Below are 12,333 nucleotides of genomic sequence, written 5' to 3'. Positions count from 1 at the left end.
TCTACCCTCACAGGCGACGAGGGAGGTGACGTGAGCGACCCGGATCGGCGCCCACCGCCGCGGCTGGACACGAGCACGCCCAACATCGCCCGGATGCTGGACTACATCCTCGGCGGCAAGAACAACTTCGCGGCCGACAGGGAGACCGCCGATCGGATCCTGGCCATCGCCCCGGAGATCAAGACCATGGTCAAGGAGACCGAGGCGTTCCTCGGCCGGGCGGTGCGCCATCTGGTCAAGGAGGGGATCGACCAGTTCCTCGCCCTCGGCTGGGGACTGCCCACCCAGGAGAACGTCCACCAGGTCGCCCGGTCGGTCCTGCCCGGGGTCCGCGTGGTCTACGTCTCCGACGACCCGGTCGTGCTCTCCCACGGCAGGGCGCTGCTGGCCACCGATGACACCACGGCCGTCGTCCGGGGCGACATCCTCCACCAGGACGAGCTGATGGCCGACCCGGAGTTGCTGGCGCTCATCGACCCCGACCGGCCGGTGGCCGTCCTGATCACCAACGCGCTCCAGTTCATCCCCAACGAGGATGATCCGCACAAGAGCGTGGCCCTGCTACGCGACTCACTGGCGACCGGCAGCCACCTCGTCATCGCCCACGCCGTCTTCGACGATCACCCCGAGGTGGCCGACCCGATCACCGACGTCTATCGCAGGGCCCTCAACCGCGACGGCGAGCGTACCGCGCGCACGCGCCGCGAGGTGCTGCGCTTCTTCGACGGCATGGAGCTGGTGGATCCGGGCTTCGTGTACGCCCGCCACTGGCGCCCCGACAACCCGCTCGCCGCGCAGCGACCCACCAGGACCTGGACGATGGCCGGGGTGGCCCGCAAAACGGGCTGACCCGCCCCGGCCGCCCCGCTGCGAGCGCCCCCTCACCCTCCGCGGGCCCCGGTACGGCCCCGCCGCGCCTCCCGCCACGTCCGGGCACGGGCCCGTGTCCGACGCCGCGCCCACGCCCGGCCTGAGCACCGCCGTCAGCAGGCCGCCGTCAGCAGGCCCTCGCGCTCGACCGCCTCCAGGGAGAGGGTCTTGTAGCCGACCTCGTCGAACAGCACGGTGATCCGGTCGCTCTCCCTGCTCATCACCATGCCGTCGCCCCAGGAGCTGTGGCACACCTTGGCGTGCATGGCGAAGGAGTCGCTGGGCCCGGGGCCGGCGGGCGCGCCCTCCCGGCAGGTGTCGCACGCACCGCAGAGGCGCTCGTACGGCTCGCCGAAGTACTCCAGCAGGAACCGGCGGCGGCAGCCGGTCGTCTCGGCGTAGCCGCGCATCATGTCGATGCGGGACTCGTCGATGCGGCGGCGGGTGTCGTCGATCTCGACGGCCTGCGCCGTCGCCTCCTTCGGCGCAGGCCCGCCGGGGACGGCGCGCACGTCGCCTTCGACCGTCACCTTGACCGCGCCGACCTTCTCCAGCAGGTTCACCACCCGGGTGAGCCGGGTGGGGCTGACGTCCAGCACGGCGCGCAGCTCGCCCGCCGGAACGGCGCCGCCGTGCCCGCCGACCAGCGTGGCGGCCCGCAGCAGCAGTTCCTCGTCGGCCCGGCCTCCGGCGAAGAAGCGTCGCAGGCCCAGGTCCTCCGGCCGGTAGAACAGCACGGCGGAGGCCGGCTCGCCGTCCCGCCCGGCGCGGCCGATCTCCTGGTAGTAGGAGTCGGGGGACTCCGGCGGGGCGGCGTGCAGCACGTAGCGCACGTCGGGCTTGTCGATCCCCATGCCGAACGCCGAGGTCGCCACGACGACGTCGACCTCGCCGTCGCGGAACAGGTCGTGCACCCGCTTGCGCTCGGCCGCCTTCAACCCCGCGTGGTACGCCTCGACCCGGCGGCCCCGCTCACGCAGCCCGTCGGCGTACTCCTCGGTGGCGCGGCGGGTGGCGACGTAGACCAGCCCGACGCCCTCGCGGGAGGCGGCGTCCTCCACCAGCGCCCGCCGCAGGTCCTCGGCGGTGACGAAGCGGCGGACCTCCAGGTCGATGTTGGGCCTGTCGAAGCCCCGCACGATCCGGTGGACGTCCTTCAGGCCCAGCGTCCGGACGATCTCCTCCTGGACCGACGGGGTGGCCGTGGCGGTCAGCGCCGCCACGGGCGGATGGCCGAGGGCCTCGATCACCCGCCCCAGGCCCAGATAGTCGGGGCGGAAGTCGTGTCCCCACGCCGACACGCAGTGGGCCTCGTCGATGGCGATCAGTGAGGGACGGGCCTCGCGGAGCCGCTCGATCGTCTCGGGCTTGGCGAGCTGCTCCGGGGACAGGAACAGGAACTCCGCCGAGCCCGTGCGGATCGCCTCGAAGGAGGCCTCTCCGTCGGACCGCGTGGAGTTGACGGCGACCGCCCCGGCGGCGCCGGCCTCCCGCAGCCCGGCCACCTGGTCGCGCTGCAGGGCGATCAGCGGTGACACCACCACCGTCGGACCGTCGATGAGCAGCGCGGGGACCTGGTAGACGGCCGACTTTCCCGCCCCGGTGGGCATGACCACCAGCGCGTCCCCGCCGTCCATCAGGTGGCACATGGCCTCCGGCTGCCCGGGACGCAGGTCGTCCCATCCGAAGGCCTCGCGGGCGGCCTCCCGCAGCCGCCGCGCCACCCGGCCGGATCCGCCCTTGCTCATACGGCTCTCCCGTCTGTGTTCGAATACCCCGCCCGTGCCCACGGACGGGCGGGGTAGTCCTCGACGAGGAGACGAAGAGAAGGGCCGGCGGGGCACGGCCGGGGGCGCCCGTCACGGGGCCCTCGCCCGGCCGCTCAGCTCGGCGACGCCGAGGCCGAAGCCGAGGCCGAGGCCCCCGCCTCGGGCATCAGGACCGAGTCGACGAGGTAGACGGTGGCGTTGGACGTCTGGATGTTGCCGCAGAGGATCTTGGCGTCGTTGACGGTGTAGTCCTCACCGGAACCCGTGACGTTCAGCGTGCCGCCGCCCACGGTGGTCAGCGTCCCACCGGCGAGGTCGGCCTGGCTCTTGCGACCCTCGACGATGTGGTTCTGGATGATCTTGCTGAGCTGTTCCTTGTCCTCCAGGACCTTGGCCAGGGCCTCCTTCGGGATCTTGGCGAAGGCGTCGTTGACGGGCGCGAACACGGTGATGTCCTGGGCGGACTTCAGCTGGTCGGTCAGCCCGGCGGCCTCGACGGCCTTGGCGAGCGTGGACAGCTGGGGAATGTCCTTCAGGGCCTGGTCGAGCGGCTTGCCCGCCAGGTCGGCCGGGCTGCCCGGCCCCTCCGCCGGCAGCTGGGAGCACCCGGGACCGAACGGCTTGCCCGCCTCACCGGCCGACGGCGAGCCGGACATCTCGGAGGGGCCGGGGGAGGTCATGTCCGAAGGGCCGGGGCTGGGCGTGTTGAGGAAGGAGGCCGCGGTGACGGCCTGCGCCGCCGGGGCCGCCGCCAGGGTGAGGGCCGCCAGTGCCGCGGCGAGAAGAGACTTCTTCACGGTGATCTCCTTGTCGGACGGTTGAGTCCTCCGGGATCCGGTCGGGCGGGCCCGAAGGTGCCCATCGTTCTCTTCGCTGATCGATTCCCCTCGAATTTGCCGATAAATACCGCATAAGGTGACTCTTGACCACATATCTCCCTAAATGATCAGTTGAGGCTGTGGCCATGGTGTGTCGCCGTACCGGGGGGTGGACGGTCCCGACGCTCCGCGCACGGGCGGGGGTCAGGCGGTGAGCCCGGTCAGGTCGGCCAGTACGGCGTCGGCCGCGCGGCGGCCGGAGACCAGCGCGCCCTGGATGGACCCGGTGTCGCGGTGGTCGCCGCACACGTACCGGCCGGGTGCGAGGCGGACGGACCGGCGCAGCGGGAAGGGCGGCGGCATCGCGGGCAGCGCGGCGCGGACCGGGTACGTCGCGAGGTGCTCCCAGGAGGAGGTGTCGGCGGCGTAGACCTCGGCCAGCCGCGCCCGGACCCGCGGCTCGTCGTCGGCGGACAGCACGCCGAGCACCGAGGTGGAGACCAGCGCGCGGCCGTCGCCCGAGTAGGCGGGCGCGGCGTCGCTGACGACGATGGTGTCGGTGACCTGCCCCTCGGCGTCGATGACCTGGGTGGGCTCGCCGAGCGGGGAGCGCGGGGCGGCGTGGTAGAAGGTCGTCACCGACCGCATCTCCGGCTCCCGCAGGCCGGGGACCAGGCGGGCCGCCGTCCCCGGGTCGGTGGCCACCACCACCGCGCGGGCCGGGATCTCCGCCCCCTCCGCGGTCTCCACCCCCTCGCCGGTGACCGCGGCGACCGGGGTGCCGAGGAGCACCGCGCCGTCCGGGAGGCGGCCGGCGAGCTGCGCCGGGATCCGTCCCATGCCGAGCGCGGGCAGCCCGATCGTGCCGCGGGCGAAGGATCGCCACAGCAGGTGGAAGAAGCGGCTGGAGGTCTCCAGTTCCCGCTCCAGCACGACGCCCGCCAGGAAGGGGCGGAACAGCTTCTCCACCATCTCCGGGGAGACGCCCCGGCGCCTCAGCTCCTCCTCGGTGGTGCGTTCGGCTCCGCCGCGCAGCACACTCGCGGGAAGGGCGATGTCGCGCGCGGTCAGCGCGGCCAGCGCCGCCTTGTCGCGGAGCGACCCCACCGCCGCCAGGACCCCGCTGAGCGCGTGCCCGGGGTGCCGCCAGGGCAGCATGATCCGTTCCCGCCGCCCGGCGTCGAAGACGATCAGTCCCGAGGAGAACGGGCGGACGTCCAGGGCGCCGATGTCCAGGACCCGCCGGGCCTCGGGATAGGCCGTGTTGAACACCTGGAAGCCGCGGTCCAGCCGGAAGCCGTCCACGACGTCCGTGCGCACCCGGCCGCCCGCCTCGTCCTCCGCCTCGACGACGCGGACCGGTACCCCGGCCGCGTGCAGCCGGACCGCGCACGCGAGGCCCGCGAGGCCCGCGCCGACCACGACCACCGTCTCTGGCATGTGCGTCCCCCTTCGCCTTCGGGCGGCGCCGTACGGCCCCGCCCGGCTCGCGGGGCGGCGGATCCGCCCCATCGTGCCTTCGGCGGCCGGGACGCCGGGGGTTGCGTCCGGGCCGCGGCGCCCCGCCCCGCCCGGCCGGCGCCGGACCCGGGAACCGGGTTCCGGACGGCCGCCCGCGCGGGGCCGCACGGCTTAGGCGAGCCGTACCGTGATCTCCCCGCCGAGCTGGAAGCCGTCGGTCAGCTCCAGGTCGTCGCCGCTCCAGAAGCGGCCGGGGTCGTACCAGTGGGGCCGGCGCCCGGCCGGGAGCAGGCCCATCTCCTCGTAGGTGACGGCGACGACCTCCGCGCAGTAGGCGCTCTCCAGGGCGTTCTCGGCCGCGCCGCGCCGCAGGATCCGCGGCGCCCGTCCGCGCAGCCAGCGCCCGGCGAGCCGGGCCGTGGAGGGGAACGGCGTGCCGTCCAGCCGGGAGATGACGCGCAGCACCGCGTCCTCCATCCCGGCGGTGACCTCGGGTTCGAGCTGGCGCAGCCAGCCGCGCTGGCCGTACCGGGTGGCCCAGACGCGGACCGCGTCGCGCAGGTCGTGCAGCTGGACGCCGCGCTGGTGGGTGCCGGACCACAGGTCGGGCAGCGACCTGCCCAGCTCCGCGTGCCACATCAGGGGAGGCATGTCCTCGATGACGACGGACATGCCGACGTGGTTGACGGGGCTGTTCGTCACCGTCTGGATGGCCCGGTCGGGCACGCTGCGGCCCCGGAACAGCCACACGTCGCCGGTGCGGGTCAGGTTGACCGCCTCGTCGAGGCTGACGCTTTTGCCGATCACGGGAAGTAGCCTAGGCACATGCGGTTGTGGAAGATAGTCGGCCTGGCCGGGATCGCGGGTGTCGCGGCGACCGGGGCGGTGGTGGCGCGGGCCGAGCGGCGGCGACGCTCCTACACGCCGGAGGAGATCCGGGCCCGGCTCCGGGCACGCCTGGAGGAGATCGAAGGGGGCACCGGAGCGGGCGTCGAAGGGGGCGGTGAGCCGCCGATCCGCGGGTAAGTACCGTTGGCCTCGGCGAAGCGGCCCTGGTGAGGTGAGGAGACTTCTTATGACGCACGAGCGCGCGGGCAAGCCCGCCCAGCCGTCCGACCTGGTCGACGTGGCCCGGCTGGTGACCGCCTACTACTCCCTGCGGCCCGACCCCGACGAGGTGGGGCAGCGGGTGGCGTTCGGGACCTCCGGCCACCGCGGCTCCTCGCTGAGGACGGCCTTCAACGAGGACCACATCCTCGCCACCAGCCAGGCCATCGTGGAGTACCGGGCGGAGCAGGGCATCGACGGCCCGCTGTTCCTCGGGGCCGACAGCCACGCGCTGTCGGAGCCGGCGCGGGTGTCGGCGCTCGAGGTCTTCGCCGCCAACGGGGTGCGGGTCCTGATCGACGACCGCGACGGCTACACCCCGACCCCGGCGGTCTCCCACGCGATCCTCACCCACAACCGGGGCCGTACGGCGGGCCTCGCCGACGGCGTGGTGGTGACGCCCTCGCACAACCCGCCCTCCGACGGCGGCTTCAAGTACAACCCGCCGAACGGCGGTCCCGCCGACACCGACGCCACCTCCTGGATCCAGGACCGCGCCAACACCCTCATCAGGGAGGGGCTGAAGGGCGTGCGGCGCGTCCCCTACACCAGGGCGCTGGCCGCCGACACGACCGGGCGGCACGACTTCCTGGGCGCCTACGTCGACGACCTGCCCTCGGTGCTGGACATCGACGCGATCCGGTCGGCCGGGGTGCGGATCGGCGCCGACCCGCTGGGCGGGGCGAGCGTCGCCTACTGGGGGGAGATCGCCGAGCGGCACCGGCTGGACCTGACGGTGGTCAACCCGCTGACCGACCCGACGTGGCGGTTCATGACCCTCGACTGGGACGGCAAGATCCGGATGGACTGCTCGTCGCCGTACGCGATGGCCTCGCTGATCGAGAACCGCGAGGCGTACGACGTCTCCACCGGCAACGACGCCGACGCCGACCGGCACGGCATCGTCACCCCCGACGGCGGCCTGATGAACCCCAACCACTACCTCGCCGTGGCGATCTCCTACCTCTACTCCCACCGGCCGGACTGGCCGGCCGGCGCCGGGGTGGGCAAGACGCTGGTGAGCAGCGGCATGATCGACCGGGTGGCCGCCGACCTCGGCCGGCGCCTGGTCGAGGTGCCGGTCGGGTTCAAGTGGTTCGTGCCGGGGCTGCTGGACGGCTCCCTCGGCTTCGGCGGCGAGGAGAGCGCCGGGGCGTCGTTCCTGCGCCGCGACGGCGGGGTGTGGACCACCGACAAGGACGGGATCATCCTGGCGCTGCTGGCCTCGGAGATCATCGCCACCACCGGCCGCTCGCCGAGCGAGCACTACGCCGCGCTGACCGGAAGGTTCGGCGACCCCGCCTACGCCCGGGTGGACGCCCCCGCCTCCCGCGAGGAGAAGGCGATCCTGTCCCGGCTCTCGGCCGGCCAGGTCACCGCCGGCACCCTGGCCGGCGAGCCGATCAGGGAGGTGCTCACCAGCGCGCCCGGCAACGACGCCCCGCTGGGCGGGGTCAAGGTCGTCACCGAAAGCGCCTGGTTCGCCGCCCGGCCCTCCGGCACCGAGGACGTCTACAAGATCTACGCCGAGTCCTTCGAGGGGCCCGAGCACCTCGCCCGGGTGCAGGAGGCCGCCCGGGACCTTGTCTCGCAGGCCCTGAAGTAAGGCACTCCCGAGGCCGCTCCCGAGGCCGCTCCCGAGGCGGCCTCCGGGGTCACGGCCGGGGCGCTCCCGGGACCGCTTCCAGGGCCGCGGCCGGGGCGCCCTCCGGAGTCACGGCTGCGTGAACATGCGCCAGGCGGCGGGGACGACCTTCCAGTGCCGCCTGGCCGCCGGGCCGGTCAGCTCCCCGTCGGCGTTCGCCGGCGCGGGCTCCCCTTCGACCGCCACGTCGCGGCCCCGGGCGGTGACGACGTCCCGCAGCTCCGGATGGCGGCCGCCGCGCAGCCGCAACGCGTAGACGAGCCGCCGCACCGGCCCGGTGGTCAGCGCCACGACGACGTCCACCATGCCGTCGTCGGGCCTGGCCTTCGGGGTCAGCGGGGTGCCGCCGCCGATGGTGACGCCGTTGCCGACGCCGAGCATGAGCACCCGCCGGTCGGTGAGGGTCCGGTCGTCCACGGTCACGCGCAGCCGCCAGCCGGTGCTCCGCGCGCCCGCGAGCAGCGCGCCGACGGCGTAGGCGAGTTTTCCGAGGCCGGGCTTGAGCGGCGTGGCCCGCTCGGACGCCTCCGCCCCGACGCCGAGGTGCACCGCGTTGACGACGATGCCGCCCTCGTCGTCCACCAGCAGGTCGAGGGGTCGCGGCCGGCCGGCGAGCACGACGCGGGCGGCCGCCTCCGGGTCCAGCGGGATGCCCAGCCCGCGGGCGAAGTCGTTGCCGGTGCCCATGGGGACCAGTCCCACGACGCGGGAGTCCAGCTCGCCGCGCCGGTGCAGGGCGGCGACCGTCACGTGCAGTGATCCGTCGCCGCCCATCACGACCACGTCCCGGCCGGGGTGGGCGTCGAGCGCCTCGTCGAGGTCCCCCTCCCCCTCGCCCGCCGTGACCTCGACGACGTCGGCCCCGGCGCGCAGCGTCTTCAGCGCCGCGTCGCGCGCGGCGTCGTCGGCGCTCCCCGCTCCCCCGTTGCAGACCGCCAGCAGTTCCGCCATGCCGTTCACTCCCGTTCCCCTGCCGCGCTCCCGCGCTCCCGTGCCTCGTCTCCCCGGTCACTGCCCGCGACGGGCGCGGTCACGCGGGGTCAGCCCGCCCTCCACCAGCGGACCGCCGTCCAGCCCCCCGCTGCGATGGCGAACAGCCCGCCGAGGCCGTAGGCCCAGGCGATCGCCGTCTCCGACAGGTAGCCGTTGCCCGCGATGAGCACCGCCATGATCACCACGCTCAGCATGCCCACGCCCAGCCCGGCGATCAGGGCGAGCAGGAACGCCTTGAGCAGGCGGACCGGCAGGCGGTCACCGCGGGGCGGCGCCAGGACCGCCACCAGCCGCCGGACGACGAGCTCGGGGTCGTCGTCCACCCGGCCGGCGGCGAACTGGGTGGGCATCCGGCCGCGTTCCGGCTCGCTCAGGTAGATCCACCGGCTGTCGTCCAGGAAGACCGCCGCGTCGGCGGAGCCCGGCAGGCGCAGCGACAGGAAGGGGGTGCCCTCGGGGAACTCCCTGCGGTCGTGCCGGACGACGGGCGCGGTGGCGTCGAACGCCTCGCTCAGCGCCCGCAGTGCCCGCTCCTCGATCAGGTCGCCCATGGCACTCTCCCCCCTCCCCCGTATGTCCATGGTTTCGTACTGCGGGGCGGAGCGGTTGCCGGGCCCCGGGTTCGGGGTCCCCCGCCCGGGTTCCCGGGCGCTCCCGGCCCGGCCGTCCGCTTCGGGCCCCGGATGTTCCCGGCCGTGCACCCGCCCCGGATGTTCCCGGCCATGTGCCCGCCCCGGATGCGGATGCTTCCGGCCAGGGGGGCTGCCTCGGGTTCCGGGACCGTCACCGCGTCGACCCGGGGTTTTGTTCCTCATAGAAGAAACTCGCGATGACCTTTCCTCACCGCGCTACGCAAGCAGTAACGTGAGCCCACTCCCACCGTTTGGCCGGTATCGACCCCCGTATCCGGTCAGCCGGCGTCGAAAGGGCTTTCATGAGCGTTCGCACCATGCCGCGCCGGGACGCGGCCGGTACCTCGTCCCCGTACCGCTGGACCGTCCTGCTGCTGTGCTGGGCGTCATTCACCATGACCTCCCTCGACCGGTCCACCTGGGGTCCCGCCTCAGCCTCGGTCGGCGAGGCGCTGGGGGTGTCCCTGGCCGGTCTCGGCGTCTTCGCGACCGCCTACTACGTCGGCTACGTCATCTCCAACGCCGGGGGCGGCTTCCTCACCGACTGGCTGGGCGCCCGGAACATCCTCTCCGGGTCGCTGTTCGTGGCCGGCGCGTTCATGGTGCTGTTCGGCTCCAGCCCCTCCGCCGGGGCCGGCATCGCCTTCCAGGCGCTCATCGGCCTGTTCGCCGGGGCGGACTACGCGGCGGGGGTCAAGCTCATCGCGGTGTGGTTCACCCCGCAGGGCAGGGGGCTGGCCATGGGGGTGTTCATGACGGCCACCTCGCTGGGCACCGTGATCGCCAACGCCGTCGTGCCGAGGCTGATCCGGTCGAGCGGCTGGGAGACCTCGTACCACGTGTTCGGCGTGGTCTCGATGGTGCTGGCCGTGATCTGCTTCCTGCTCCTGCGCCGCCGCGCTCCCGAAGGCGGAGGCGAGGGGAACCCGGCGGCCGGGGAGGGTCCGCGCAAGCCGGACGTGCGCCCGCTGGTGGGCAACCGCGACCTGCTCCTGCTCGGCCTGGCCGGCTTCGGCGGCCTGTGGGGCACCTACGGCTTCATCACCTGGTCGAACACGCTGATGGTGAAGGGCAACGGCGTCGACCCGGTGACCGCCGGGACCGTGGTGGTGGTCTTCGCCATCGTGGCCGTCGTCAGCAAGCCGCTGGTCGGCCTGGTGACCGACCTCATCGGCCGGGGCCGCAGGATCCCGTCCATCGCCGTCCTGCTGTTCTTCGTGGCCGCGCTGCTGGTCTTCGGCTCCATGAGCACCCCGCTGCAGTTCCTCATCGTGGCGCCCTTCCTCGGGATCGGCGCCTACCTCTACAGCCCCCTCATGGTCGCCATGATCCCCGAACTGTCCGGCAGCCGCCTGGCCGGCTCCGCGGCGGGGGCGACCAACGCGGTCTGGCAGCTCGGCAGCGTCATCGTCCCCGTCGTCATCGGCGCGATCTTCCAGGCGACGGGCTCGTTCTTCGCGGCGTTCGCCGCCCTCGCGGTCGGCCCGCTCGTCGGCGCGATCCTCATGTTCTTCGTCCGCGAACCCGGAAAGGCGGCATGACCCAGATGACCGAGCACTACGACGTGATCGTCGCGGGCGGCGGATCCGGCGGGGTCGCCGCCGCCGTGGGCGCCGCCCGCACCGGGGCGCGCACGCTCCTCGTCGAGCGCGGCCCGTGCCTGGGCGGCGCCGCCACCCTGCGCAACGTGCTCACCTACTGCGGCCTGTACACGCGGGCGGAGCCGTACCGGCAGGTGGTGTACGGCGTGGCCGAGGAGGTCATGGCCGGCCTGCGCGCGGAGGACGCCGTCACCGGGCCGCAGAGGTTCACCGCCGTGGCCGTCGTCTTCGACCCGGAGACCGTCAAGCGGGTGCTCGACGACGTGTGCGTCGGCGCGGGCGCGGAACCGCGGCTGCACAGCACGCTGCTGGACGCCCGGCGGGAGGACGGCCGGATCGTTTCGGCCCTGGTCGCCGACCACTCGGGCGTCCACGAGATCACCGCGGACGCGTTCGTGGACGCCACCGGCGAGGCCGACCTCGCCACCCGCGCCGGAGCCGGGGTCCGCTACGGCTCCGGCGGCATGGTCCAGAACGGCTCCCTCGGCGTCCGTTTCGGCGGGGTGCCCGCCGACGCCCCGGTCACCAGGGAGACGGTCCGCGAGGCCGTCCGCGCCGCCCGGGAACGCGGGGTGGGGCCCCTGCTGGCCGAGCAGGGACTGGTCGCCCGCCTGCCGGTCTCCGGCGACGTCATCGCCTACCTGGTCGACGAGGCCTACGACGCCCGCGACGCGCGTGACACCAGCCGGGCCGAGGTCTCCGCGCGCGAGCAGTCGCGGGCCTACCTGGAGGTGATCCGCTCCCTGCCGGGCTGCTCGGGCGCCTACATCGTCAGCACCGGTCCCGAGCTGGGCACCCGTGAGTCGCGGCACGTGGAGGCCCGCTACCGGATGACGGACGACGACGTGCTCGGCGCGGGCCGGTTCGACGACGCCGTCGCGCTCGGCGCCTGGCCGGTGGAGTACCACCCGGGACCGGGCGTGCCGTCGGAGTGGCGGTTCATCGAGGGCGACGGATACTACGAGATCCCGTTCGGGGCGGTGTGCAGCGCCGACACCGGGAACCTCTTCGCGGCCGGCCGCAACCTCGACGGCGACCGGCTGGCCGGGGGGTCGCTGCGGGTCATGGGCACCGCGTTCGCGACCGGCCACGCCGCGGGGATCGCCGCCGCGCTGACGGCGGACCGGGGCGGGGCCGACGGGCCGGCCGTACGGGCCGAACTGCTCCGCCAGGACGCCTTCCTGCCCTGACACGCCCGGGGCGGCCGTTCGGGGGCACGGCCGTCCCCGTCCCCGTGTCCGGGAGACCCGGGCACGGCCCCTCCGGGCTCCGAAGGACCCGGTCCGGAGAAGAAAGCCTGAAGCAGAGGGGGTGCGGGGGGGGGGGGGGGGGGGCCCGCCCCCCCGGGGTAGGGGGCGGGGGGGGGGGGGGGGCACCCGGGGGGGGTGGGGGGGGGGGGGGGGGGGGGGGGGGGGCTCAAAAGGGTGACCCCCCGGG

The 12,333-nt window shown here is 74.0% G+C and carries 11 protein-coding genes; 5 read left to right on the top strand and 6 right to left on the bottom strand.

The features are described from left to right. Positions 1-30: 30 nt before the first annotated feature. The gene (locus tag ACZ6W9_RS20590; RefSeq protein WP_389968126.1) at positions 31-849 is read left to right on the top strand and encodes an SAM-dependent methyltransferase; all 819 of its coding nucleotides are present in this window, start codon (positions 31-33) and stop codon (positions 847-849) included. 134 nt (positions 850-983) lie between these two features. Here the strand turns inward: ACZ6W9_RS20590 and ACZ6W9_RS20585 are convergent, their stop codons facing one another. From ACZ6W9_RS20585 to ACZ6W9_RS20570, 4 genes are all read right to left on the bottom strand, one after another. Next, positions 984-2,618 (bottom strand): RecQ family ATP-dependent DNA helicase, encoded by a 1,635-nt coding sequence (locus tag ACZ6W9_RS20585; protein WP_389968124.1) that lies wholly within the window; start codon positions 2,616-2,618, stop codon positions 984-986. A gap of 134 nt (positions 2,619-2,752) precedes the next feature. After that, positions 2,753-3,436, bottom strand: coding sequence for a fasciclin domain-containing protein (locus ACZ6W9_RS20580; protein WP_389968122.1), 684 nt, complete (start codon positions 3,434-3,436; stop codon positions 2,753-2,755). A gap of 225 nt (positions 3,437-3,661) precedes the next feature. Then, positions 3,662-4,897, bottom strand: a complete 1,236-nt coding sequence (locus ACZ6W9_RS20575; protein WP_470119086.1) for an NAD(P)/FAD-dependent oxidoreductase — start codon at positions 4,895-4,897, stop codon at positions 3,662-3,664. Between the two features lie 192 nt (positions 4,898-5,089). Beyond that, on the bottom strand, positions 5,090-5,725 hold the full coding sequence (locus tag ACZ6W9_RS20570; RefSeq protein ID WP_470119084.1) for a hypothetical protein: 636 nt from the start codon (positions 5,723-5,725) through the stop codon (positions 5,090-5,092). 18 nt (positions 5,726-5,743) lie between these two features. Here ACZ6W9_RS20570 and ACZ6W9_RS20565 point away from each other — a divergent pair, with 18 nt between their 5' ends. Both ACZ6W9_RS20565 and pgm read left to right on the top strand, forming a co-directional pair. Further along, positions 5,744-5,944 (top strand): hypothetical protein, encoded by a 201-nt coding sequence (locus ACZ6W9_RS20565; protein ID WP_362946203.1) that lies wholly within the window; start codon positions 5,744-5,746, stop codon positions 5,942-5,944. A 49-nt stretch (positions 5,945-5,993) separates the two neighbouring features. Then, on the top strand, positions 5,994-7,631 hold the full coding sequence (pgm, locus tag ACZ6W9_RS20560; RefSeq protein WP_389968116.1) for a phosphoglucomutase (alpha-D-glucose-1,6-bisphosphate-dependent): 1,638 nt from the start codon (positions 5,994-5,996) through the stop codon (positions 7,629-7,631). A gap of 108 nt (positions 7,632-7,739) precedes the next feature. Here pgm and ACZ6W9_RS20555 read toward each other — a convergent pair whose 3' ends face one another. Continuing rightward, complete coding sequence (locus ACZ6W9_RS20555; RefSeq protein WP_389968160.1) at positions 7,740-8,621, bottom strand: diacylglycerol/lipid kinase family protein; 882 nt, start codon at positions 8,619-8,621, stop codon at positions 7,740-7,742. Between the two features lie 89 nt (positions 8,622-8,710). Next, positions 8,711-9,214 (bottom strand): hypothetical protein, encoded by a 504-nt coding sequence (locus ACZ6W9_RS20550; RefSeq protein ID WP_389968114.1) that lies wholly within the window; start codon positions 9,212-9,214, stop codon positions 8,711-8,713. Positions 9,215-9,597: 383 nt separating this feature from the next. Between ACZ6W9_RS20550 and ACZ6W9_RS20545 the strand changes: the two genes are divergently transcribed. Next, entirely contained in the window at positions 9,598-10,836 is a 1,239-nt protein-coding gene (locus tag ACZ6W9_RS20545; protein WP_389968112.1) for an MFS transporter, read from the top strand. Next, a complete protein-coding gene (locus ACZ6W9_RS20540) occupies positions 10,833-12,086 on the top strand; it encodes an FAD-dependent oxidoreductase (protein ID WP_389968110.1) in 1,254 nt (417 codons plus the stop codon). The genes ACZ6W9_RS20545 and ACZ6W9_RS20540 overlap by 4 nt, the downstream gene beginning before the upstream one ends. Positions 12,087-12,333 lie beyond the last annotated feature (247 nt).

The sequence above is a fragment of the Streptosporangium sp. NPDC053982 genome, from assembly GCF_055585205.1.
The sequence above is the reverse complement of the archived record's forward strand: the minus strand, read 5'-3'. Positions and strand labels throughout refer to the sequence as shown.